We start from the raw sequence: 22,127 nt of genomic DNA on the forward strand, positions 1-22,127 counted from the left end.
AGACGTTCGGTTTCCCACGATGTGCACGCCATGCACTTGTGTTGAGGTGTGGACGTGTCTTGAGAGCTAGGTATCGACCACATTGAGAGGTCGACGATATTTCTGTAGCTGATACCCTCAGCCGCTGTCCATTTCCGTATAATCCTAATTCGTCGTGCCATGCCACCTAGATGGTCCTCCTGGTCAGATGCTTTCTTTCGACTTGAACTAGAACAGGCACCGAGGCTGATGCTGGGTGCGCAGGCCGAGGCGGTCCATGGCTGTGAGTTCGCCTGCAAGACGCGTATTCCAGGATCGAGGACTCGACCGCTTGCCAATGATCAATTAACGAGTGAATTGAGAGCTGGTTCGTCCTGATCTACGCGATGTAGGTCACGGGGGACCGTCCTAGCCTTGGGTTCTATTCGTTGCGTTTGAATTGTGGCCAGTCGACAGGGAGAAGCTTGCGCGCCTCGGCGATCTCGATGTCCGAGTAGCACGACGGAGTCATGTTGATGAGGGCGGCCGCGTTCTTGACTTCCTCCCACCCCTCGTCTTTAAGTCCCTGGTCGCGTAGCTCATGCGACTTCTGCATGAAGGCGTCAACGCGAAGCTGGATGTCAGCGCAACCGCCGCCTCCGGAGCACCCTGTGAGTCCGGTAGCGAAGCATACTATCAGTAACTCCATGATTACTCTTGTTCGAGTCATAATGTGGCATCTTGTCACGATTTGCGCTCGCTAGTGTGCATGCTTCGAAGTTGTTACTTGAAGCGAAAATGATCAACATGTTGCCTGGTGAGTTCGCCTTTCCCGGCCGTAGGATGATCTTGACTTGGATGCGGAGTGAGCGGCATGTTTGTGCACAGCTCGCGGCGCATGCACCAGCCGCACTGACGCTGCTCTCGGAATGCGGTGTCTTGGCTGCCGCGAGGGTTCCGTTCCTCGGGCCCGGCGGCCCTGCGGTGCAGCTCGCATTGCCATCGAGTGACTGTGCTCGTCGCCAGCAAGGAGTGCTGTGTACAGCAGCGAGTACAGCAACACGGCCTTACGCGATCACACGCCACCGCTCACTAACAACCACTTGAGCAGGGGGAGAGCCATCTACGTCGTGACTGGCGCTCGTTTGCAAGCAGGAAGTCGGGGGTTCGACTCCCCTAGGCTCCACCTCGTAAGATTCACCCTCGTCGATCCCTGTGGGGCGAGGGTGAGTGAAAACTAGGTGACTATCATGTCTGGCTTCCGGTGACGCGGCCCGACCGTCGGCCTCGGCGTCCAAGGAAGTGAGCTCATCCGGCACCGGCATCCAGCGAGCAAGAGAAGGTCCACGTCGTGCCGGCCAAGCGCCGGTGCAGCCGCAGGAGCAGCGATGAACCAGGCTCCGCGCCGTCAAGAGCCTCCTGGAGCTCGGCGGGTGTCCTTCTTCGCGTCGGCAGGGTCGGCTGGATGCGCCAGATCGGTGGTCTCCCCGCCGTCCTGCTTGTGCGAGGCCGGCACCACGATCTCTTCGGTGTCCTTGTCACGAGTCACCCAGAGATAGACCAGCGCGCCGACGAACAGCACGATCGAGGTCCACTGGTTGATCCGCAGCTCCAGGAACGTCACCGCGTGGTCCACCCCGCCAACCGGGTCGATCCGCAGCCCCTCGATCCAGAACCGCCCGAACGTGTAGCCGGCGACGTAGAGGGCGAACAGGCGGCCGTGGCGCAGCGTGAATCGCCTGCCGGCCAGGATCAGTCCGAAACCGAGCGCCGCGTCCCACAGCGACTCGTACAGGAACGTCGGGTGGTAGAGCACGCCCCACTGGCCGCCGTGCGCCTGGTCGATCTCCAGGCCCCACGGCAACGTGGTCGGACTGCCGTACAGTTCCTGGTTGAACCAGTTGCCCCAGCGGGCGATCGCCTGCCCGAACGCGATGCTGGGCGCGACCGTGTCGGCCACGGCGCTGAGGGACAGTCCCCGGCGGCGGCAGGCCAGCCACATGCCCATGCCTCCCAGGGCGACCGCGCCCCAGATGCTGAGCCCGCCTTCCCAGATGAACAGCGCCCGGTAGGGCTCCTTGATCGCGCGCGGGCCGAAGTAGGTCTGCCAGTCGGTGATGACGTGGTAGAGACGAGCGCCGATCAGACCGAAGATCACTGCGGGGACCGCGAGGTCGCTGATCGTGCCTTTCTCGCCGCCCGCAATTCCTGCGGCGTGGCGCGGCGTGGACCCCGCAGCTGGCTCCCTGGCGGCCGAAGGTCGGCATCGGAGATCGCTCCGATCCTCAGCGACGCCGAGTTGGTCACGCTGGCGGTGCCGTCGGCACTGCTGGGCTACACCTCCGAACGCCGCTGGCTGCGGCACGCGCGTGAACCCGACTGCTCAACATCAGGATCTTCAGTGAATCAGACGAGTGGCCGACGATTCCCCTCTGCGTCGCGGGGGTCATACGTTGCCTCACCGTGGCCGTGTGACCGGGACTACGGTGAGCAGGTGGTCCAGGCCCTTGAAATCCTTTGGGTTGCAGGTATACAGGGGGAGCCGGTTCGCGATCGCCACGCAGGCGATCATCAGGTCCGCTGTTCGGGGGCGGGGTTTGCGGCCGGTGGCGATGACGGTGGTCCACAGTTGGCCGTACTCGCGGGCGGCGGTGTCGTCGAAGGGCAGGGGGTCGAACTCGGCTTCGGTGGTCTGAAGGATCTTCATCCGCTGGGCGAGTTCCTGCGCCCCGGTGGCCACCAGCACACCGACCGACAGCTCTGCAGTGGTGATGGCGCTGATCATCATCTCGTCGGGTAGCTCGTCGGGGTCGATTCCGGCGCGGAGGATGAGGATGTTGGTGTCGAGCAACCCTTGGGTGGGGGTCATTCCCCGTCCTCTGCGAACTCGCCTCTGCTGTAGGCGCGGTCGTAAGGGTTGTAGAGGTCGTCATTGACATGGTGATCCATGTCCTCGCGGTACTTTCGGTCGTCAAGGCGAGGCATGCCGCGGGACACGGCGGCGAACTCGGCCCGTGAGACAGCCCGGCGTCGGCGACGGATGGGGACCAGATCGCCGATGTGGTGGCCGTTGCGTGTGACGGCGTACCGCTCTCCGCGTTCCAGCCCATCCATGATCTCCGCTGACCGGTTGCGCAGATCACGCTGGGAGATCTGATGGGAGTGGTCGGGCTCCGGAATGCTCACTCATCAACTCTACCTCTGCGTGCCATCTGGTGCTACTAAGTAGCACCTGGGTGTCGGTGTGAGGAAGGCGTTGGCGAACCAGAAGGCGGGTGGCCATCCAAGGACTGTCCGTGCGTGAGGCCGTCGAGCTGTGGCTACCTCACGGAACCTAGATCATGCCCGTGGCGTGCCCGATCGGACGGTGATCAAGAGGGAATGGAGGGCCTCACGGGAAGTGCGATCAGCCACCTGACCTGGGAAGATGCAAGTCGGGCGCGAGTGGTGCGCGTCTTTGCAAGCAGGAAGTCAGGGGTTCGACTTCCCTAGGCTCTACCAGTCGCGCCTTCTCACCCAGGGAAAGCGGCGTTCTTGCCATTAACGTGCCATTACCTCGCGGGGGCCAGGGCACCGGCCATCCCGTCGTCATCGTCCCTCTTCCGCTCGGCCTCCACCCGCGCGCTGAGCGCATCGGCGATTCTCTGGTCAGCGTCCCGCGTGGCGTGCTGGTAGATGAGTGCGGCCCGGTCACTGTCGTGGCCCATGCGTGCCTTCAGGTCGGTGAGGCTCGCGCCGGACTGCGCGACCTCCAAGGGTGCTTTCTCACCTCGGCCAAGATGCTTTGCTCGATCGCGTCACGGATGTGATCGGCGATCTGACGGAACACCGCTCGATCGCTGGTCGGGTCCAGATCCGGCAACGGCAGTTCGGCCACGACCCAACTCCTCAACTCGTACATACGTGTACTACGGTCTTGAAGGTAGTGACCCGCACGGGCGGAGGTAGTCCCGATGGATCACCAGAACACGCACTCGGTCAGCGTGGCAGGCGTGATCATCGACGACCAAGGCCGCGCCCTCCTCACCCAACGCCGCGACAACGGCCATTGGGAAGCCCCCGGCGGCGTCCTCGAACGCGACGAGGACATCATCACCGGCCTACTCCGCGAGGTACGCGAGGAAACCGGCCTCGACGTCGAACCCGTCACCCTCACCGGCGTCTACAAGAACATGACCCGCGCCATCGTCGCCCTGGTCTTCCGCTGCAAGGTCATCGGCGGCCACCTCACCGAAACCGACGAGGCCCGCTCATTCCGCTGGGTCACCGCGGACGAGGTCCGTACTCTCGCCTCCGAAGCATTCGCCGTCCGCGTCCTGGACGCCATGCGCAACGACCACACACCGGCCATCCGCCACCACCACGGCACACGTGTGCTTTGATCCGTTGCCTGGACGAGCACCGAGACCTTGCCGAATTTCGCTTTTAAGTATTTAAGTATCAAGGTGGCGGCCCAGCCCTTGGCCGCCCGCCGTCTGGGCGTGCTGCGTGAGCGCCGGTCTCGAACGGCGGCGGGAATGTGCGCCGTCCGCCTACGAAGCACCCGCTGCATAACGGGTACCCGTCGCCCCAAGGCGCGGGGTTGGGGTCTGGTGGGGCCGTTGGGCTTGGTTGTGAGTTCGTGTTGTCCAGCAGGCGCGGCATGTCCTCTGGGGCGGCGTTCACCATGGCTCCTGGATCCGCCGGTGGCCTGGCTCACCCCGGCGGCTCCGGGTCTGTCGGCGTCAACCCGCAGATCGTCAGACATGACTTGCATGCGCTCCCCGACGCGCACTCAATCGACGCCCAACCGCGAAGCCGATTGCATGATGTCACCGCCGAACCTCCCAACAGTCCAAGCGGACAAGATCCGGGATTCGCAGGCGGCCCCCGTCTGACAAGCTGCGTGGTCTCTAAGGCGGGGGTGCTAGTCCCAGGAGGGGAAGGGCGGGCGGGGAAGGGGTTGGAATTCGGACCGGTGGTGGATGGCGGGGGCGGCGGGTTCTTGAACACTGGGCCGGGCCTACTCCCGAAAGAAGGTCTGTTCCGTGTTCGAACGGCTCTCCGATCGCGCTTCTTCGATCGTTTTCATCGTCCTGACGCTCGCGATCTCGCTGGGTACCGCCAACATCGCCGGCGGGCTCGTCCTCGCCCTGTCGCCGTTGCTCGTCGTGATGGCGATGCTGCTCGTCATCACGCGAGAGGGGTACTCCAGAGGCGGGTGGCGCCGGCTCGGCATGGGGCGGCTCGGCCTGCGAGCGTGGCCGCTCGCGGTCGCCACCACCGCCGGCGTCTGCCTGCTCGCCACCGCGGGCGCCGTCGCGCTCGGGTTCGGCCGGATCTCCGCGCCGCAGGGGGACTGGGTGCAGTCGGTGATCGCTGTGTGTATCACCGGGCCGATTCTGGCGTTCGCCGAAGAGATCGGCTGGCGGGGCTATCTTCAGCCACGGCTCGCGTTCCTGGGCGAGCGCTCGGCGATGCTCGTCGTCGGGCTGGTGTGGATCGCCTGGCATCTGCCGTACATCCTGTTCACGCCGTATTACCACAGCGAGGGGAACCGCAGCCTGGTGTTGCTGCTGTTCAGTGGCTCGGTGGTCGCGTTCTCGTTCCTCTTCGGGTACCTGCGTGTCATGTCCGGCAGCGTGTGGCCGGTCGTGCTGGCCCACTTCGCGCACAACGCCACCTTCGCCCTGTTGCTGGAGTACGCGATCTCGACGGAGAAGGAGCAGGCCGTGGTGGTGCGCGAGTACCTGGCCGGTGACACCGGGCTGTTCGTGCTCGTCGGCACGGCTGTCTGCGCTCTCGCGATCGGGATCAGCCGGTCCGCTGCGAGTCGTCGGTCAGCCCCTGTGTCTGCGCGAGGATGACCGCCTGCACGCGGTCGCGTAGCTCGAGCTTGCGCAGCACTGAGCCGAGGTGCGTCTTGACGGTCGATTCCGCCAGCTGCAGTCGCGCGGCGATCTCCGCGTTGGTGAGTCCCAGGCCGACCGAGGCGAGGATCTCGCGTTCGCGGGTGGTGAGACGCCCGAGCCTGGACGCGGCGGCGGGTGGGTGCTCGGGGGATTTGGTGGTCGGCGGCGTGAGGACGAACGAGTCGATCAGGCGACGTACGAGCCTCGGCGCGATGGGCGCCTCCCCGGCGGCGGCCGCCCGGACCGCCGCCAGAAGCTCCGCCGCGCCCGCGTCCTTGAGCAGGAACCCGGCCGCTCCAGCTCGTAGGGCACCGACGAGAAGCTCGTCGTCGTCGAATGTCGTCAGCATGACGACGTGTGGCGGGTCGGGTGTGGCCAGCAGCCGCCGGGTGGTTTCCACGCCGTCGATGCCCGGCATGCGAATGTCCATCAGGACGACGTCGGCACGGTGCTCGGGCCGTCGCAGGGCGTCGAGGGCCGTCTGCCCGTCGCCGGCCGTTCCGACGACCCGCAGATCGGGGGTGGCGTCGAGGATCATCGCGAACCCGGTGCGCACCAGTTCCTGGTCGTCCACCAAGAAGACGCGGATGAGGCGGTCGGGACTCATCACTCGCCGATTCGCCTCATGCCGCCCGACCGAAGGCCCGCAGGTCCGGCGGAGGGCGGCAGAACGGCGACGGGGATCGCGGCGTCGACCACGAATCCGCCACCACGGCGTGGGCCTGCCTCCAGCACTCCGCCCAGGGTGCGCAAGCGCTCGCGCATTCCGTCGAGACCGTAGCCGGGTTCGGAAGCGAGGTCCGCGGCGCGACGGACACCGACACCGTCGTCCTTGACTCGAACCATGATCCCTTCCTGCGTCCTCGCCACGAGCAGGTGCGCTGTGGCGTGCGGGCCAGCGTGCTTCAGCACGTTCGTCAGTGACTCGCGGATGACACGGAGCACGGCAAACCGTATCGCGGGGGGAACATCGTCGAACACGCTCGGCTCGGCATCGGCGTCCACTGCGAGCCCCGCCGCCCTTACCGAGTCCACGAGCTGCCGCAGCTCGGCGACTCCCGGCCCGGCCCCGCGCGACTCGTCCGCCCCGTCTGCGTCTGCGTCGGCGTCGCGGAGAACCGCGATGACGCCACGCACCTCTGCGAGGGCCGATCGGGCGGCACGCCCGATCGTGGCGAATACCTTTCCCGCGTCCCCGCGGTTCCAGGGCCGCGCGTGCTCGGCGGCGTATTCGGCGCCGTCGGCCTGCACGATCACGACGGTGAGCGAGTGGGCCACGATGTCGTGAATCTCCCGTGCGGCGATGACACGTCGCTGCTGCGCGACGAACCGTTCGCGCTGCAACCGGCCCTCTTCGAGCCGGGCGCGCGCCTCGCGCAGTGCGGCCATGTTGGCCTGGCGGCCGCGGACGAGGTTGCCGATGACCCAGACCAGGACACACAGGATCCCCAGGACCGCGGCGTTCTTGAGTACGTTCGCCGGGTATTCGGGCGGGGTGCTCCATCGAAAGCCGGCCAGTACGCTGCCGGCGAGCGCGGCACCGAGGGCGAGCAGGCGGATCGGCAGAGACTCTACGTGCGCGGCGACCGTATAGACGACGATCGCCTGCGCGATGTTCGCCGGTAACGGAATCGCCACCACCATGAGCTGAACGGCGAAGGCCGTGGCCGACGAGGCAAGAACCGCGGTGGGGAAGCGTCGCCGTACGGCGAGCGGGAGGATGGCCGCGGTGGCGACGAGGAAGGCGGGCAGCCCCGCGAGAGCACTCAACAGGCCGAAGACCAGCCACATCAAGCCGGCCAGGGTGAGATCCAGCAGTCTGGGGTGCTCTCGTGACCACTGGTCGATGCGGGCGGCGAGGAAGGTCCGCTGTTTCAAGGTCTCCCGATCCTCCGTGACCGTTCGGCCGGTGCGGCAGCCCCAGGGTAGGGGCACAGGCGCTGACGCCCTTCTTCCCGCAACTCCATCGGAGGCGCCACCACCTCCGGTGTCCTGAGCCGCCTCGCGCCCGGCGTGAGATCCAGAGCGCGTTGACCCAGGTTATGCGGCATATCACCCGGTTAAGTGGCATATCGACGTATTACGTCACGTATCAGTGCTTTATATGGCGTATCGCCGGGTTGTGTGGGGTTTGCCCAACGTTCGACTGTGCGCCTTACCAAGGCAAACCCCGATCCCTAGGTTCTCCTCTTGCTGAGGATCAAGCTAAGGGAGACCGACATGCACATGACCTCCGCAGTCCGGGCTCGCGGGATCAGGAAGTCCTTCGGTGATGTGGTCGCACTCGACGGCGTCGACCTCGATGTGGCCGGCGGGCAGGTTCACGGCCTGGTCGGCGCGAACGGCGCGGGCAAGACGACGCTCCTCGGTCTGCTCCTGGGCCTGGCGGTCGCGGACAGTGGCAGCCTGGAGATCCTCGGTACGCCGGTCGGGCGGACGCTCGCCGTACCCGACGGTGTCGCGGGCTTCGTGGACGGACCCGGGCTTTATCCCTCGCTCACCGCTCGGCAGAACCTCTCGGCCCTGGCGGCACTGCGCCGGTACGACGCAGGGGGCACCGCCGGCGTCGACGACGCGTTGGAGCAGGTCGGGCTCACCGACGTCGCCGACGACCGTGTCCGGGGCTTCTCGCTGGGGATGCGCCAGCGGCTCGGGCTGGCCGCCGCGCTGCTCACCAAGCCGCGCCTGCTCGTCCTCGACGAGCCGGCCAACGGCCTGGACCCCGCCGGCAAGCACCACGTGCACCGCGTCATCACCGGACTCGCCGCGGACGGGACCGCGGTGGTCCTCTCCAGCCACCGGATGGACGACCTCGCCGCGCTGTGCTCCGACGTCACCATCCTCGCCACCGGACGGGTCGTCTTCTCCGGCCCGCTGAGCAAGCTCGCCGCCGAGAGCGGCGAGCTCGACTACCGGCTCGTCACCTCCGACCCGGTGGCCGCCCACCGGCTGGCGTCGGAGACGCCCGGGCTCCGCGTCGTGCCCCGGGATCCCGGTCAACGGCTGGACGCCGACGTCGTCGTCCGCGGGCCGGTGCCGGCCCTCGACGAACTGGTCGTGCGGCTCGTGCGAGCCGGCGTGGCGCTCCGGGAGCTGGGGCCCGTGGTGGCGCCGCTCGAGGCCGCGTTCCTGGCCCTGACCGGGACCGCCACCGTGCCCGAGCAGACCGACCAGGAGGACATGCGATGACCGCGACCGTCACCGAACCCCGGGCCGCCGCCCGGCCGGCGCCCATGCTGCACGGCTACCGGTTCGAGCTGGTCAAACTGCTCTCCCAGTGGCGGATCCGCCTGCTGCTCGCGGCATGCTGGATCGGCCCGGCGGTCTTCGTGGCCGCGGTGAGCCTGCAGAGCACGCTTCCCGCCGACACGGTCTTCGGCCGTTGGATGAACGCGACCGGCTGGGCGGGGTCGCTGGTCGTGCTGGACTTCTCGTGCAGCTGGGCGCTCCCGCTGCTGACGGCGCTGGTCGCCGGCGACGTCTTCGCCGTCGAGGACCGGCTGGGCACGTGGCGCCATCTCCTCGTGGCGGTGCGCTCCCCGCGGCGGATCTTCGTGGCGAAGACCCTCGCCAGCCTCACCGTGATCCTGCTGCTCGTGGCCGGACTGGCCGCGTCGGGAATCGCCGGCGGCCTGGCCGCGGTCGGCGACCACCCGCTCGCCGGCCTGGACGGCCATCTGCTCGCCCCGGCGGACGCGGCCCGTACGGTCTTGCTCGCGTGGGCCTGCGCGCTGGCGCCGACGCTGGCGTTCGCCGCGGTCGGCCTCCTCGGCTCGGTCGCCCTGGGCCGCTCCCCGATGGGTCTGCTGATGCCCGCGCTCCTCGCCTTCGTGCTGCAGCTCGCGCAACTTCTCCCGCTGCCGGTGGCCGTGCAACTGTCCTTGCCGAGCCATGCCTTCCTCGCCTGGCGCGGGCTTTTCACCAGCCCGGCGCAGGCGGGCCCTCTCCTCATCGGCTTCGTGGTGAGCCTCGCGTGGGCGGTCATCGCCACGGCACTGGCCTACCGCTTGTTCCTGCGCCGCGACTTCACCGACCTGACCTACGACGGGTCGGGCCGGCAGGTCCTCGTGGCGGCGGTCCTGCCGCTGGTCGCGCTCGTCGCCCTCACGTTCGGCGTGATCGCCGGCGCCACCCCGGCCACGGGCTCGGGGATCGACAAGGTGAAGGTGCAGAACTCGCTCGCCACGGTGTTCGCCCACCTCTACCGGCTGCAGACGCGTGAGCTCAATCGCCCCGACGTCACCGAGGCCCAGATGCAGGCCACCGCGTCCTGTGACAAGGGCGGATCCCGGGTCGCCGACGAGGGAGCGGGCAACGACTGGCGCTGCGTCGTGTCCTGGCACCTCCCCGGCGCGACCGCCGTGGGATCGGCCATCTACCAGCTCGACGTCACCGCGGACGGGCGGTACGTCGCCGACGGAGACGGACCGAAGGAGGTCAACGGCTACTTCCAGGTGCGCACTCCGACCGGAGACGCGCCCAACCCCCTGTGGCAGTTCGACGGGAACGTCGACCTGCTTGCGAGCACTCCGAAGGAATGAATTCATGCACGTCAAGCGTCAGCGTGTGCCGAAGAGCCGTCTCGGGTTCTTGGACGGACGCACCGGCCGCCGGATCCGCGTGGTGGCGGCCGGCACCGTAGCCATCGCCGTCGCCGGCGGGGGCATCGCCTACGCCTCCACCGAGGTGTTCGGCACCAACCTGGTCGGCTCCACGTACGAGGCCGGCCTGCAGCTCGCCAGCGACCAGATCATCAAGCCGATCGGTGAGCGCCTGCTCGTCGACAACGGCAAGCTGCTCGCCTCGACGGTCAGCCCGGACGGCCGCTTCCTCGCGGCGCTCACCAACGACCGCTCGATCGCCCTGACCATCGTCGACCTCCAGAACTACAAGGTGCTGCAGCAGGCCGGGACCGCCTCGACGGCCGGTGTGCGCATCTCCAACAACAACGTCGGGCAGGAGGGGCCGGCCTACTCTCCGGACGGCAAGACCCTGTGGCTGCCGCAGATCGACGGCTTCACCCGCTTCCCGGTGAACGCCGACGGCACCCTCGGCACCCCGACGTCCGTCCCCATCGCCGCGCAGGGCTCGAAGCGGGCGCTGCCCGCCCAGGCGGTCTTCACCCCTGACGGCAAGACCGTGTACGCCGCCGTCAACGGCCAGAACCGCGTCGTGGCGATCGACGCCGCGACCGGCGCGATCCAGCAGAGCTGGACCGTCGGCACCGCGCCGCGTGGCCTGGCGCTGGTGGGTAGCAAGCTCTACGTCAGCAACGAGGGCGGCCGCCCGGCCAAGCCCGGCGAGACGACGATGAACTCCTACGGCACCCAGGTGCCGGCCAACCCGGTGACCGGTGCCACGACCACCGGCACCGTGAGCGTGATCAACATCGCCGACACGGCGGCCGCGGTCGGCTCCGTCGACGTCGGCCTGCACCCGACCGCGATGCACGCCGCCCGTGGCGTGCTCTTCGTCACCAACACGTTCGACGACTCGGTCTCGGTGATCGACACGGCCAAGGACAAGGTCGTCCAGACGATCGCCACCCAGCCGTGGCCGGAGGCCGAGGTCGGCTACGCGCCGAACGGTGTGACCCTGACCGAGGACGGTCACCTGCTGGTCACCCTCGGCCGGGCGAACGCGGTCGCCGTCTACCGGTACAGCAGGCCGCAGGAGCCGGTCAGCTTCGTCGGCCTGCTCCCGACGGACTACTACCCGGAGGAGGTGACCACCGTCGGCGACGACGTGGTCGTCACCAACCTCCGCGGCATCGGCGAGCGTGGCCCGACGCGCACGATCGACAAGGGCACCGGCACCACGCCGGCCACGGGCCACAACACCCACGACTCGACCGGCTCGCTGACCCGGTTCCGCCTGCCGTCCGACCGGGAGATCTCCAAGTCCACGGACACGGTCTTCGAGCAGAACGGCTGGGGCAAGAACGACGTCAAGCAGGCTCGGGGCAATTCCCAGCACGCCGTGCCGGTCCCGAAGCGCCTCGGCGACCTGTCGACCATCAAGCACGTCTTCCTGCTGGTCAAGGAGAACCGCACCTACGACCAGGTGTTCGGCGACGACCCGCGCGGCAACGGCGACCCGTCGCTGGCGCAGTTCGGGGAGAAGGTCACCCCGAACCAGCACGCTCTCGCGCGTCAGTTCGGTCTCTACGACAACACCTACGACATCGGCACCAACTCCGCCGAGGGCCACAACTGGCTGATGCAGGCCGACAACCCGGAGTACACCGAGTCCAGCGCCGGCGAGTACCAGCGCAGCTACGACACGGAGGACGACGCGCTCGGCCACCAGCGCACCGGCTTCCTGTGGACCGGTGCCCAGGCCGCCGGCAAGACCGCCCGCAACTTCGGGGAGTTCACCCAGTTCCTGACCAAGCCGTCCGGCGCGTCGTGGCAGAAGTACTACTGCGACGCCCGGAACATGGCGGCGACCGGTCAGGACACCACCCTGAAGTCGGACACCCAGTCGCCGATCCCGTCGCTCAACGACATCACGGTGCGCTCGTACCCGAAGTACGACCTCAACATCCCGGACATCTACCGGTACGAGATCTGGAAGCGTGACTTCGAGGCCAACGGCCCGGCCAACCTCAACATGTTCTGGCTCTCCAGCGACCACACCGGTGGGGCGCCGAACTCGGTCGCGCAGGTCGCCGACAACGACCTGGCCGTCGGCAAGATCGTTGACAAGATCTCGCACAGCAAGTGGTGGAAGGACTCCGCGATCTTCGTGATCGAGGACGACACCCAGAACGGCGTCGACCACGTCGACGGCGCGCGCGGCCCCGTGCAGATCATCAGCCCGTGGGCCCAGCACGGCACCGTGGACAGCAACTACTACACGCAGATCACCATGATCCGCACCATCGAGCAGATCCTCGGGATCCAGCCGATGAACCAGAAGGACAGCGCCGCCACCCCGATGAGCGAGGCCTTCACCAACAAGCCCGACTTCACGCCGTTCGACGCGGTGCCCAACCAGGTGCCGCTCACCAACGGCCTGTCCACCCCGCCGGCCTGCGGCAACGACACCCCGGCCCCGGCGGGCGCCTCGGCGGCCGCCGCGCAGACCACGGCGGTTGCCGCGGCGACCACGGCGTCTGCCGTGTCCGCCGAGACGCAGCACATCATCGACGTCTGGACCGCCTGGCAGAACGAGCAGCACCTGAGCGGGTCGAACGCGGTCGCGGACTCCGCCAACCCCGCGCTGATGAACCACTTCACCTGGTACCAGGCGCACGACTGGACCACGCCCTACCCGGGTGAGGAGAAGATCTTCACCCCGGACGAGGTCCCCGGCGGCTACCTGCCGGCGCCGGAATCCGACGGCTGACCTTCGCACGACGCACACAACGGCAACGGCCCGCCGGGATCCCGGCGGGTCGTCCGCCTGCGTGAACCGCGCAACCGGCGGTCCTGCGATTCACCTGGTCGCAGGATGACCGCGTTCAAGCCCGTTCCAGGTGATCAGTGCCGCAGGACCGAAGGATGATTTCACCTCAGCGAAACCCAATGGTGGGACGGCGCCCGATAGAGTCCCGCCATCCTCGACAATGTTGACCCCTTCATCGGCACCACGGCGACCGACCTGCCTCGGGCGCGTGGTCTCGCCGCCACTTGGTGGTGGCCGAAACCCCAGGTCGGCAACACGCATCCGGGTGCCACGTCGCCGCTGGGCATGGTGTCGGCCTGCGCCTACTCCGGCGCGTACCCGACGGGGTACGGGCGGTACACGAAGAACACCGAGGGCGTGCCCGAGGAGATGTTCGAGCGGCTACAGGCGTCGGGGTTCACCCACTTCCAGCAGTCCGGCACCGGCGCGATCCGCAAGTACTACAACTACGTCCGGGTCACTCCGATGGTGCAGCCACTGGACGTGCTGGGCGAGGCCTGGCCGCTGCACGACGAGGTGGCGGAGGCGGGTTACTACGCCGCCACCTTGGACACCGGGATTCGCTGTGAGCTCACCGTGGGCGCCAAGGTCGCCGTGCATCGGTACACGTTTCCGGAGCACGGCAGCGCCCGTGTGGTGGTCGACCTGTCCTGTGGCGGCCTGGCCATCGAACACGGCCGAACCGTGCCGTTGCGGGCACAGGTGGAGGGCATGGGCCAGGGCCGGGCGCAGGGCACGGTGGTGATGGAGGGCGTCCCGCTGTCGGTGTACGTGGACGTGGACGTCGACAGCCCGGGCTGGCGGCAGATGCTCTGGTACGACCGGCGGCTCATCGACGGCGGCACCCGCCTGGACTTCGACAGCATCCGGCACACCACGCTGCGACCTTTCGGCATGCTCTTCATGGGCCCGGCCGAGCCCGGGCAGACCGTCGAGGTACGGCTCGGGTTCTCGCTGCGCGGGTGCGACCAGGCGCGGCAGAACCTTGAGCGCGAGTGCGGGGGTACACGGCCGGCGTTCGACGCGGTGCGCTCCCGTACCCAGGCCCGCTGGAGCGAGCACCTCGACCGTGTGCAGGTCGAGGGTGGCACGCCGGCCCGCCGCACCGTGTTCGCGACGGCGCTCTACCACTCGTTGATCAAGCCGTGCGTCGCCGACGACGAAAGCCCGTTCTGGCCGAACCCCGGGCCGTACGCGTTCGACGTGTGCACCATGTGGGACATCTACAAGACCCAGCTCCCGCTGCTCGCGGCCATCGTCCCGGACCGTGCCATGGACCTGCTGGAGTCGCTGATCCGGGTCTGCGAGGAGGAAGGCAACTTCCCGATCGGATACCGGATGGCCCGCGGGGCCGACCGGTTCTTCCGCCAGGCCAGCGCGCTCGCGCACATCGCGCTGACCGACGCCCACGCGCTCGGCCGGCCGGGCCTGGACTGGAACTGGGCGCTCGTGCACATGGTCGACGACCTGCGCCGTCTGTACGGCGAGGACTTCTTCGAGCACGGAGTGGTGCACCCGATCACCCACACGCTCGACCTCGCCTACGCCCACCACTGCACGGCACAGGTCGCCCGGGCGCTGAACGACCACCACCTGGCCGACGATCTCGAGGACCGCGGCCGTCAGTGGTCCAACGCCTTCGACCCGAGCACGGGACTGCTGCGCGACTCGGAGTTCTACGAGGGCGGCAAGTGGAACTACTCGTTCCGGTTGCTGCACGACATGGCCGCGAGGATCGCCCTGGCCGGCGGCGACGGGGCCTTCATCGACAAGCTGGACAGGTTCTTCGGCTTCGGCGCCGCACCGGTACGGCAGCCCGGCCGGCGCCCGCGCGCGGCGGAGATGGCGGCCGGATATGCCCTGAACCGCTTCGAGGGGTTGAACAACGAGCCCGACATGGAGGCGCCGTGGGCGTACCACTACGCGGGCCGGCCCGACCGCACGGCCCAGGTGGTGCACGGGGCGCTGACCTGGCAGTTCGGTACCGGACCTGGCGGGTTGCCCGGTAACGACGACTCCGGCGGCCTGAGCTCGTGGTACGTCTGGGCCTCGCTGGGGCTGTTCCCGGTCGCCGGTCAGAACCTGTTCCTCATCAACGCCCCCGCGTTCGCCCGGGCCGTGCTCCGGATCGGCGGCAACGAGTTCGTCATCGAGACCAGCGGGCACCGCGAGACACCGATCGGCGTCGACGGCATCGATCATGATCCACCGGCGCGGTACGTCCAGTCGGCGACCCTCAACGGCAAGCCCGTGCACGCGACGCACCTGAACGCCGCCACCGTGCACCGCGGCGGCCTCCTGCACCTGCGGCTGGGCCCGGGGCCGTCCGCGTGGGGACGGAGGATCCGGCCGCCGTCCCTTTCCGATCCGTCCATGACACCGGAGGAAGAGCGATGACCCACCCCCGTCGCCGTCTCGTCATCGTGGTCAGGGCTGACCCGGTCATCTGTGGTCATTCCGGCGAAGCCCGTAATCTCGCCGAAGTCGCGTTGACCCGCGGGTTCGACGATGTCGTGCTGCTGACCTGGCCGATTCCGGCGCTGCAAGCGGCCGGGTTACCGCTCAAGCCGCTGGACCGGCTGCTGCCGTACAGCGCCGGGATCACCGTGGAGCGGCCGGAGCCGGTGGGGGACTACCGGGTGCCGGACGGGCGCCACCTGGCCGGCCTCACCGGCCGCCTCGTCGAGCTGCTCGCCGAACCGGTCCCCACGACCTGCCTGTCCATGTACCTCGTCCCGCACACCACGGTGGTCACGGACGCGGTCACCGCCGCGCGGGCGGCCGGGTTCGCGCCCAACGTCCACACCATCGCGAAAGCGGTCGGATCCGACGTGACCAACGTCATCCGGTCGTGCCTGCGAGAAGGCCGGTTCGGCGCGGCGACCGTACTGTTCACCACATTCCTGGCCAACGACGAGGTCGTCGCGGTCTCCGAGTACACCCGGGAAGAGATCATCGCCTCGGCCGAGCAGGTCGACGCTCACTCCGGCACCCGGTTCGCCGAACAATGCCGGCGCCGCGTGACCGTCAGCTACCCGCCGATCGATTCCGCCGCGTTTCTCGACCCGGATCCGGCGCAGGTGGACGCCGCACTCGCGCGACGCGGCCTGGAGCGTGACGGGTACATCCTGTTCCTGTCCCGGGTGGCCCGGGCCAAGGGGATCTACGACCTGTTGATCGCCTTCGGTCAGATGCGCTGCCGGTCGCGCGTGAAACTGGTCGTCGCCGGCACCGGGCCGGCGCTGGAGCACGTGCGCGCGATGGCCAAGGAGGACGACCGGGTGATCTTCCTCACCGATGTCGACGATCAGGAGAAGCCACTGCTCATGCGCGGCTGCGCGGCGTATACCCTGCCCACCAAGCCCGAGCCCGACTTCGTCGAGACGTTCGGCATCGCCCTGGCCGAGAAGATGCTGTCCGGCGGTGGACCGATCATCACCACGACGACGGGCGGGACCCTGGAGGCGGTCGGCGACACCGCCGTCGTCGTCGAGCCAGGGGACATCGCCGGTCTGGCCGCGACCGTGGACCGCGTGGTCCTGGACATGTCCGCCGCCGAGCGGCGGGACCTGGAGCTTCGCGCCCGCGCCCGCGCCATGTCCTTCGACCGGGCCGCGGTGTTCGACAGCCTGTTCCCGCAGGAGAGGCCCGTCGGGGTCCACTGAACGGCGGGGAAGCTCCCGCGGGTCGAGAGGATCGCCGCAAGACCCGGCGAGGATCGGTCCGCATACCAGGGGGCGCGCGGACGAGATTTGTCGTACTGGTGTGCCAGCATGAGCGCGTGGTGACATCGAAACAGCCGGTGACGGTGCCGACCGGCGCCGGGGTGGGCGATTTCCTGAGCGCGGTGCCCGACGAGCGCCGGCGGGCCGACGCGGAGCGCCTGTGCGCGATTCTGCGCGAGGTGACCGGTGAGCCGGCGGTGATGTGGGGGTCGAGCATCGTCGGCTTCGGCTCCTACCGCTACACCTACAAGAGCGGGCGAACGGGTGACTGGCCCCTTGTGAGCTTCTCGCCGCGGAAGCAGCATCTCGTCGTCTACCTGGTGGGCGGGTTCGAAGAACGGCACGCGTCGGTGCTCGCCCGCCTGGGCCCGCACCAGACCAGAAAGGGATGCCTCTACCTGAAACGGCTCGACGACGTCGACGAGAGTGTGCTGCGCGAGCTCGTCGACCGCACGGTCCGGGTGCACAAGGGCCTGAACAAAGCGGGTGAACCAGCACCACAACCGTAGATCACGGCGTGCGCCGACCACACCCGCGAGGAGCCGTCGTCGGCCGGCCCCCCTCGGTGCGAAGGTCGGCGACGCGCTCAGGTACGACGCGCACCGGTGTCGTCAGGTAGGAGTGTCCTGCGGGGCTCGCCGGGGCAGCGGGAAGCGGAGGGCTGCGGCCACGTTGTGGGCCTTGAGTTGGGTGTCGGCGAGGACGTGTTCGACCGCGCCGCTCTCGTCGATCACGGCCTGGGCCAGATCGTCGATGACGTCCGGCGTCCGGCGGGTCGCCCGGCCGCACAGCGGGCAGGTGTCGCCCGAGGTCGCCAGCCAGCCCGACTCGTCGCACACGACGCCCGGGGCCGTCGCGCCCTCCTGGACCAGCAGGGTCCGCACCGCGGCGACGGAGCCGGCCCACAGGCACTCGTCCAGGCCCAGGGCGACCGGCCTGCGCATCGCCGCCGCCTCCATGACCTCGGCGACCCGCCGCCGTTCCTCGTCGCGCTCGTACTGCTCGACGATGCGCTCGGCGCTGTGCCGGATGTCGGCCGGCGTGGCCGTCCAAGCATCGATCGTGAAGGTCCCGGCGACCTTCGGCCGGAGATCGTAAGGGAGGAACTCCAGGAAGTTCGGGACCTCCTCCGGATGCCCGCCGACGATCAGCAGCTCGTGGCCCCCGGCGCGGAACAGCTCGTCGAGCACCCGCACGGCGTTGCGGAAGTGCCGCTTGGTCAGGTCGTCGGCGCGGTTGCGCACGCGGTGCTCCATGAGCCCGTACCAGCCCGCGTAGTTGGGCTTGCGCAGGGCCGGGTCCCGAAACTCGCGGATCTCCCGCATCTCGTCCTGGTACAGCTCCCAGGCCTGCGCGGAACGCCGGTCCACAACCAGGACGCAGGCGGGGTGGTACTCGTTCAGCACCGCCAGCATCGGGCGGACCCATGGCGTGGCGCCTACCACGACCCGGTCCCGGACGCCGCGCGGCAGGTTGACCTGCTCGAAGAAGTCGCCTTCGCTGCACGAGAAGATCGCCACCGCGCCGGGTCCCATGCGTTCGAGGCCCTCCAGGCCCTCGATGCGCTGGATATCGCCGCGTACCGACAGGCGCGCGGGCCGTCCGAGCGACGCGTCCTCCGTGAGCGGGCGGATCTCATGGAGCAGGCTGTTGACCTGGGTGCGCAGGGCGGCGGGGCCGTCCTGCCCCGCCTTCGCGTACAACGAGACCACGGGCACTTCGCCCCCGTTGAAGCGGATGATCCGGCTGATCGTCTCTGTGGTGATCATGCGACACCCCCGTCGCTGGTCCTGGGACCAGTATTCGCCTCCCGCCGCGCCGGAGTCGCGGACGCCCCCCCAGATCAGGTGGAGGCCGTGCTCTACCGGTGGCCGCGATCCGCCCCTGCCGCCCGAGGCAGGCCGGCTTACCTTCGGCGAGGGGCCGTGCCGGAGCACCACGGTGGCGCGTCATGCCAGGCGGGGAACGGCGGCCCCGCAACCGGGTTTCCGCGTCGGACGTGGCGCCCCTTTCCGGTCCGGGGTTCGGTCTCATCCGGTGGTGGCCTTGGATAGCGTCGGGGGATGCGGCTACATGTGGGATGCGCGATGTGGGCACACGCGTCGTGGCAGGGACGGTTCCTACCCCAGCCCCTTCCGCCCGGCGAGCGCCTGAAGGGGTACGCGAGCTGGTGCAACGCCGTGGAGGGGAACACGACCTTCTACGCGGTGCCGGCGCGGAGCACGGTGGAGTCGTGGGCGCGGCAGACCCCGCCCGACTTCCGGTTCGTCGTCAAGCTGCCCAAGACGATCACGCACGAGCGCCGCCTCACCGGCATCGAGGACGAGCTCCTGGCGTTTCTGAACACGATGGAGCCGCTCGGCCCGCGCCTGCACGCCCTCTGGGTGCAACTGCCCGGGTCGTTCGCGCCGGGCGACGTCGGCGCGCTGGCGGGCTTTCTCCGCGGGCTTCCCGGCTCGTTGCGGTACGCCGTCGAGGTGCGTCACCGCGCGTTCTTCGAGGACGCGCGGTCGGCGGGGACGCTCGAGAAGGTCCTCGCCGGCGCCCGCGCCGAGTGGGTGCCGTTCGACACCACGGCGTTCTTCGAGACCCCGCCGACCACGGACGCCGAGCGCGAGGCGTGGACGAGGAAGCCGCGGCTCCCGCGGCGTTCGGCCGCCCTCACCGACCGTCCGATCGTCCGCTACATGGGCCGGGACGACGTCGCCCGCACGGTGGAGGGCTGGCGGTACTGGGTCGGCACGGTCGGCGAGTGGCTGCGCGAAGGCCGCTCGCCGACGGTGTTCATCCACACGCCGGACAACTCCGAGGCGCCGGAGCTGGCCCGGCGCTTCCACGACGAGGTGCGGAGCCTCGTGCCCGGAGTGGAGCCGCTGCCCGAGCCGCTGCTCGAGCCGATGCCGGCCGAGCCGCTCACGCTCTTCTGACCACTGGATCAGGGGGTGTAGATCTCCTGCACCTTGACGATCTCGCCGCGGTAGACGGTGATCAGCGAAGGCCGGCCGCCCTCGGCGTGCCGCTTGAGCAGGACGCTCCGTGAGCACTGCTTGGCGCCGAGCCCGGTGTTCCGGCTCACCGTGAGCTCGCCGAGCTCGGTTTTGCACCCGAAGGCCGACAGGAAGACGACCTTCTTGGAGACGCGCGACGAGTAGGCCATCGTGCTGCCCTCCGGCGGGCCGACGAACCAGCCCTCGGTCATCTTGCCCTTCTTCCACTTGATGGGCGCGTACTCGGCCGTCGTCCCGCTCACGTAGGTGATCCAGCCACGCAGGATGCCGTTGTGGCGGGGGCTGATGTGCTTGGTGAAGTCGTGTCCGGGGTCGGCCTGGAAGGTGGTGCCGAAGACCTTCGGGGCCTTGTACTTCGGGATGGACGCGGCGTCGGCGGCCGTCCCGGACGACAGGGCGACGGCGGTGGCCGCGCCGCCGGCGATGAGGGCGCGCATGAGAGTTTTCACGTCCTGTGAGACTCACCCGTCCCCGGAAAAGTTCACCCGACCTCATGCTCTTCGCCGGCGAGAGGGGATCAGCGGTCGATGCGGTACACGTAGTGGGCGCGGTCGTCGATGGGGTTGTCCGGCTCCAGCTCGCCTTCGGCCACCCGGCGCAGCCCGGCCTTCTCCAGCGCCCGCCAGGACGCGCGGTTGGCCGCCGACACCGGGACCAGGACGCAGGAGGCGTCGGGGTACTCCGTCCAGGTGCTCTCGACGACCGCCCGGATCATCAGCGGCCCGAGACCGCGCCCGACCTGCTCCGGATCGCCGATCAGGTAGTCGACGCACATCGCGCCCTCGGGCACGGGCACGACGGGCGTCAGCTCGGCGACGTACTCGGGGTGGTCGGCGTACCTGCACCGCTGTACCAGGCCGAGCGGCCGCCCGTCGAGGAAGATCAGCAGGTCCTCGGACGGCTCCTCTCCCCTGGCGGCGGGGCCGAAGTCGCGCGCCACCGCCTCGGGAGTGGTCTCGTGGTGCCACCAGCGGGCGACGTGCGGCCGCTCCAGCCACTCTCTGAGCAGCGGGAAGTCCTGCTCGGTGAGACGGCGCCATGTGATCGGCCCGGCGCTCCGGGCCTCCGGACCGGGCATGGCGCCGACGGTAGCAAGCGTTCGCGACCGCCGGCACCCCATTTCCCGAGGCGCGAAGGTCACTTGACGCGGGGGAGCACCTGGATCGTGTCGCCCACCGGACGCTCGCCCGCCGCGTCGGACGGGCGGTTGACGAGCGCGCCGCCCACGACCATGGCCGAGGAGCCGCCGCCGTCGAGGTTCAGCGCCTGGACCGCGCCGGAGTTTTCAAGATTTTTCCGCGGGACCGATGAGTTCGGCGCGAAGGCGTCGTTACAGGGGGCATGACACAACTTCTTCAAGACAAGAACGTCATCATCTACGGCGCCGGCGGCGGCATCGGCCGGGGCGTGGCGCTGACCTTCGCCCAGGAGGGGGCCAGGCTCTTCCTCGCCGGGCGCACCCGCAAGACCCTCGAGGCGGTGGCCGAGGACGTCAGGGCCGTCGGCGGCGTGGCCGAGGTCGCCGAGGTGGACGCGCTCGACGAGCGGGCGGTCGACGAGCACGCCCAGGCCGTCGTGGCCACGGCGGGTGGCATCGACGTCTCGTTCAACCTCGTCTCGCGCGGAGACGTCCAGGGCATCCCGCTGGTCGACATGTCCGGATCCGACCTCACCCGGGCGGTGACGAACGGCCTGCTGGCGAACTTCCACACCGCGCGCGCCGCCGCCCGACACATGGCGTCCCGTGGCTCCGGCGTCATCCTGACCGTGACCAGCGGGTCCTCGCGTGTCACCGCTCCCATGATGGGCAGTACCGGCCCGGCGGACGCCGCGGTGGAGACGTTCCTGCGGTACCTGGCGGCCGAGGTGGGGCCGAGCGGCGTGCGCGTCGTCGGCATCCACACGGCCGGGGTGGTCGAGACCATGACCCGGGACAAGGTCGTGGAGGTCAACGAGGCGATGGCGGACTTCGATCCGGCGGTTTTCGAGCAGATGATGGCCGGGATGACCATGCTGAAGCGGGCCCCGAGGCTCGCCATGGTCGCCGACACCGCGGCGTTCCTGGCGTCGGACCGGGCCGCGGGCATCACCGGGACGATGGTCAACGTGACCTGTGGCCTCGTCGCGGGCTAGGG

Annotated in this window: 20 protein-coding genes and 1 pseudogene; 10 read left to right on the top strand and 11 right to left on the bottom strand. The window is 68.8% G+C overall.

Annotated features, from left to right (window positions below; genetic code table 11):
- Positions 1 to 400: 400 nt before the first annotated feature.
- The 5 genes and pseudogenes from AB0M95_RS01490 to AB0M95_RS01510 all read right to left on the bottom strand — a co-directional run bounded on the left by AB0M95_RS01490 (position 401) and on the right by AB0M95_RS01510 (position 3,713).
- Entirely contained in the window at positions 401 to 574 is a 174-nt protein-coding gene (locus AB0M95_RS01490; RefSeq protein WP_363758027.1) for a hypothetical protein, read from the bottom strand.
- A gap of 933 nt (positions 575 to 1,507) precedes the next feature.
- A pseudogene (lgt, locus tag AB0M95_RS01495) lies at positions 1,508 to 2,164 on the bottom strand (prolipoprotein diacylglyceryl transferase); the annotation flags it as partial.
- A gap of 252 nt (positions 2,165 to 2,416) precedes the next feature.
- The gene (locus AB0M95_RS01500) at positions 2,417 to 2,827 is read right to left on the bottom strand and encodes a type II toxin-antitoxin system VapC family toxin (protein ID WP_363758029.1); all 411 of its coding nucleotides are present in this window, start codon (positions 2,825 to 2,827) and stop codon (positions 2,417 to 2,419) included.
- Positions 2,824 to 3,144: a prevent-host-death protein gene (locus AB0M95_RS01505; protein WP_363758031.1), complete on the bottom strand. Its 321-nt coding sequence runs from the start codon at positions 3,142 to 3,144 to the stop codon at positions 2,824 to 2,826. The genes AB0M95_RS01500 and AB0M95_RS01505 overlap by 4 nt, the downstream gene beginning before the upstream one ends.
- 365 nt (positions 3,145 to 3,509) lie before the next feature.
- Positions 3,510 to 3,713 carry a hypothetical protein gene (locus tag AB0M95_RS01510; protein ID WP_363758033.1) on the bottom strand — a complete coding sequence of 68 codons (204 nt, stop codon included), beginning with the start codon at positions 3,711 to 3,713 and terminating at the stop codon, positions 3,510 to 3,512.
- Between the two features lie 198 nt (positions 3,714 to 3,911).
- Between AB0M95_RS01510 and AB0M95_RS01515 the strand changes: the two genes are divergently transcribed.
- Entirely contained in the window at positions 3,912 to 4,340 is a 429-nt protein-coding gene (locus AB0M95_RS01515) for an NUDIX hydrolase (protein WP_363758035.1), read from the top strand.
- Positions 4,341 to 4,985: 645 nt separating this feature from the next.
- Positions 4,986 to 5,804, top strand: a complete 819-nt coding sequence (locus AB0M95_RS01520) for a CPBP family intramembrane glutamic endopeptidase (RefSeq protein WP_363758037.1) — start codon at positions 4,986 to 4,988, stop codon at positions 5,802 to 5,804.
- Here AB0M95_RS01520 and AB0M95_RS01525 read toward each other — a convergent pair.
- Entirely contained in the window at positions 5,752 to 6,456 is a 705-nt protein-coding gene (locus AB0M95_RS01525; protein WP_363758039.1) for a response regulator transcription factor, read from the bottom strand. The two genes, AB0M95_RS01520 and AB0M95_RS01525, sit on opposite strands and share 53 nt — an antisense overlap.
- Positions 6,456 to 7,727 (bottom strand): histidine kinase, encoded by a 1,272-nt coding sequence (locus AB0M95_RS01530; protein WP_363758041.1) that lies wholly within the window; start codon positions 7,725 to 7,727, stop codon positions 6,456 to 6,458. The genes AB0M95_RS01525 and AB0M95_RS01530 overlap by 1 nt, the downstream gene beginning before the upstream one ends.
- A gap of 348 nt (positions 7,728 to 8,075) precedes the next feature.
- On the opposite strand from AB0M95_RS01530, the gene AB0M95_RS01535 reads away from it, so the two are divergent.
- From AB0M95_RS01535 to AB0M95_RS01560, 6 genes are all read left to right on the top strand, one after another.
- Complete coding sequence (locus AB0M95_RS01535; RefSeq protein WP_363758043.1) at positions 8,076 to 9,038, top strand: ABC transporter ATP-binding protein; 963 nt, start codon at positions 8,076 to 8,078, stop codon at positions 9,036 to 9,038.
- Positions 9,035 to 10,390, top strand: a complete 1,356-nt coding sequence (locus AB0M95_RS01540) for an ABC transporter permease (protein WP_363758045.1) — start codon at positions 9,035 to 9,037, stop codon at positions 10,388 to 10,390. The genes AB0M95_RS01535 and AB0M95_RS01540 overlap by 4 nt, the downstream gene beginning before the upstream one ends.
- A gap of 4 nt (positions 10,391 to 10,394) precedes the next feature.
- Positions 10,395 to 13,199: a bifunctional YncE family protein/alkaline phosphatase family protein gene (locus AB0M95_RS01545; protein WP_363758047.1), complete on the top strand. Its 2,805-nt coding sequence runs from the start codon at positions 10,395 to 10,397 to the stop codon at positions 13,197 to 13,199.
- A 234-nt stretch (positions 13,200 to 13,433) separates the two neighbouring features.
- Positions 13,434 to 15,656 (top strand): GH92 family glycosyl hydrolase, encoded by a 2,223-nt coding sequence (locus AB0M95_RS01550; RefSeq protein WP_363758414.1) that lies wholly within the window; start codon positions 13,434 to 13,436, stop codon positions 15,654 to 15,656.
- The gene (locus AB0M95_RS01555) at positions 15,653 to 16,924 is read left to right on the top strand and encodes a glycosyltransferase (protein WP_363758049.1); all 1,272 of its coding nucleotides are present in this window, start codon (positions 15,653 to 15,655) and stop codon (positions 16,922 to 16,924) included. The genes AB0M95_RS01550 and AB0M95_RS01555 overlap by 4 nt, the downstream gene beginning before the upstream one ends.
- Positions 16,925 to 17,040: 116 nt before the next feature.
- Positions 17,041 to 17,493, top strand: a complete 453-nt coding sequence (locus AB0M95_RS01560; protein ID WP_363758051.1) for a DUF1801 domain-containing protein — start codon at positions 17,041 to 17,043, stop codon at positions 17,491 to 17,493.
- Positions 17,494 to 17,595: 102 nt separating this feature from the next.
- On the opposite strand, the gene AB0M95_RS01565 is transcribed toward AB0M95_RS01560, so the two are convergent.
- Positions 17,596 to 18,753 carry a hypothetical protein gene (locus AB0M95_RS01565; RefSeq protein ID WP_363758053.1) on the bottom strand — a complete coding sequence of 386 codons (1,158 nt, stop codon included), beginning with the start codon at positions 18,751 to 18,753 and terminating at the stop codon, positions 17,596 to 17,598.
- A gap of 294 nt (positions 18,754 to 19,047) precedes the next feature.
- Here AB0M95_RS01565 and AB0M95_RS01570 point away from each other — a divergent pair, with 294 nt between their 5' ends.
- The gene (locus AB0M95_RS01570; RefSeq protein ID WP_363758055.1) at positions 19,048 to 19,911 is read left to right on the top strand and encodes a DUF72 domain-containing protein; all 864 of its coding nucleotides are present in this window, start codon (positions 19,048 to 19,050) and stop codon (positions 19,909 to 19,911) included.
- An 8-nt stretch (positions 19,912 to 19,919) separates the two neighbouring features.
- Here the strand turns inward: AB0M95_RS01570 and AB0M95_RS01575 are convergent, their stop codons facing one another.
- From AB0M95_RS01575 to AB0M95_RS01585, 3 genes are all read right to left on the bottom strand, one after another.
- Positions 19,920 to 20,441, bottom strand: coding sequence for a hypothetical protein (locus tag AB0M95_RS01575; protein ID WP_363758057.1), 522 nt, complete (start codon positions 20,439 to 20,441; stop codon positions 19,920 to 19,922).
- Positions 20,442 to 20,509: 68 nt separating this feature from the next.
- Positions 20,510 to 21,070 (bottom strand): GNAT family N-acetyltransferase, encoded by a 561-nt coding sequence (locus AB0M95_RS01580; RefSeq protein WP_363758059.1) that lies wholly within the window; start codon positions 21,068 to 21,070, stop codon positions 20,510 to 20,512.
- 59 nt (positions 21,071 to 21,129) lie between these two features.
- Positions 21,130 to 21,351, bottom strand: coding sequence for a phosphodiester glycosidase family protein (locus AB0M95_RS01585; protein ID WP_363758061.1), 222 nt, complete (start codon positions 21,349 to 21,351; stop codon positions 21,130 to 21,132).
- On the opposite strand from AB0M95_RS01585, the gene AB0M95_RS01590 reads away from it, so the two are divergent.
- On the top strand, positions 21,334 to 22,125 hold the full coding sequence (locus AB0M95_RS01590; RefSeq protein ID WP_363758063.1) for an SDR family oxidoreductase: 792 nt from the start codon (positions 21,334 to 21,336) through the stop codon (positions 22,123 to 22,125). The two genes, AB0M95_RS01585 and AB0M95_RS01590, sit on opposite strands and share 18 nt — an antisense overlap.
- Positions 22,126 to 22,127 lie beyond the last annotated feature (2 nt).

The sequence above is a fragment of the Sphaerisporangium sp. NPDC051017 genome (assembly GCF_040683095.1).
GTDB lineage: Bacteria > Actinomycetota > Actinomycetes > Streptosporangiales > Streptosporangiaceae > Sphaerisporangium.

What these genes read in the sequence shown, in the direction of transcription:
- AB0M95_RS01490 (WP_363758027.1), bottom strand. Translation starts at nt 574, where the DNA reads ATGCAGAAGTCGCATGAGCTACGCGACCAGGGACTTAAAGACGAGGGG.
- AB0M95_RS01500 (WP_363758029.1), bottom strand. Translation starts at nt 2,827, where the DNA reads ATGACCCCCACCCAAGGGTTGCTCGACACCAACATCCTCATCCTCCGC.
- AB0M95_RS01515 (WP_363758035.1), top strand. Translation starts at nt 3,912, where the DNA reads ATGGATCACCAGAACACGCACTCGGTCAGCGTGGCAGGCGTGATCATC.
- AB0M95_RS01525 (WP_363758039.1), bottom strand. Translation starts at nt 6,456, where the DNA reads ATGAGTCCCGACCGCCTCATCCGCGTCTTCTTGGTGGACGACCAGGAA.
- AB0M95_RS01535 (WP_363758043.1), top strand. Translation starts at nt 8,076, where the DNA reads ATGACCTCCGCAGTCCGGGCTCGCGGGATCAGGAAGTCCTTCGGTGAT.
- AB0M95_RS01540 (WP_363758045.1), top strand. Translation starts at nt 9,035, where the DNA reads ATGACCGCGACCGTCACCGAACCCCGGGCCGCCGCCCGGCCGGCGCCC.
- AB0M95_RS01545 (WP_363758047.1), top strand. Translation starts at nt 10,395, where the DNA reads ATGCACGTCAAGCGTCAGCGTGTGCCGAAGAGCCGTCTCGGGTTCTTG.
- AB0M95_RS01555 (WP_363758049.1), top strand. Translation starts at nt 15,653, where the DNA reads ATGACCCACCCCCGTCGCCGTCTCGTCATCGTGGTCAGGGCTGACCCG.
- AB0M95_RS01565 (WP_363758053.1), bottom strand. Translation starts at nt 18,753, where the DNA reads ATGATCACCACAGAGACGATCAGCCGGATCATCCGCTTCAACGGGGGC.
- AB0M95_RS01570 (WP_363758055.1), top strand. Translation starts at nt 19,048, where the DNA reads ATGCGGCTACATGTGGGATGCGCGATGTGGGCACACGCGTCGTGGCAG.
- AB0M95_RS01580 (WP_363758059.1), bottom strand. Translation starts at nt 21,070, where the DNA reads ATGCCCGGTCCGGAGGCCCGGAGCGCCGGGCCGATCACATGGCGCCGT.
- AB0M95_RS01590 (WP_363758063.1), top strand. Translation starts at nt 21,334, where the DNA reads ATGACACAACTTCTTCAAGACAAGAACGTCATCATCTACGGCGCCGGC.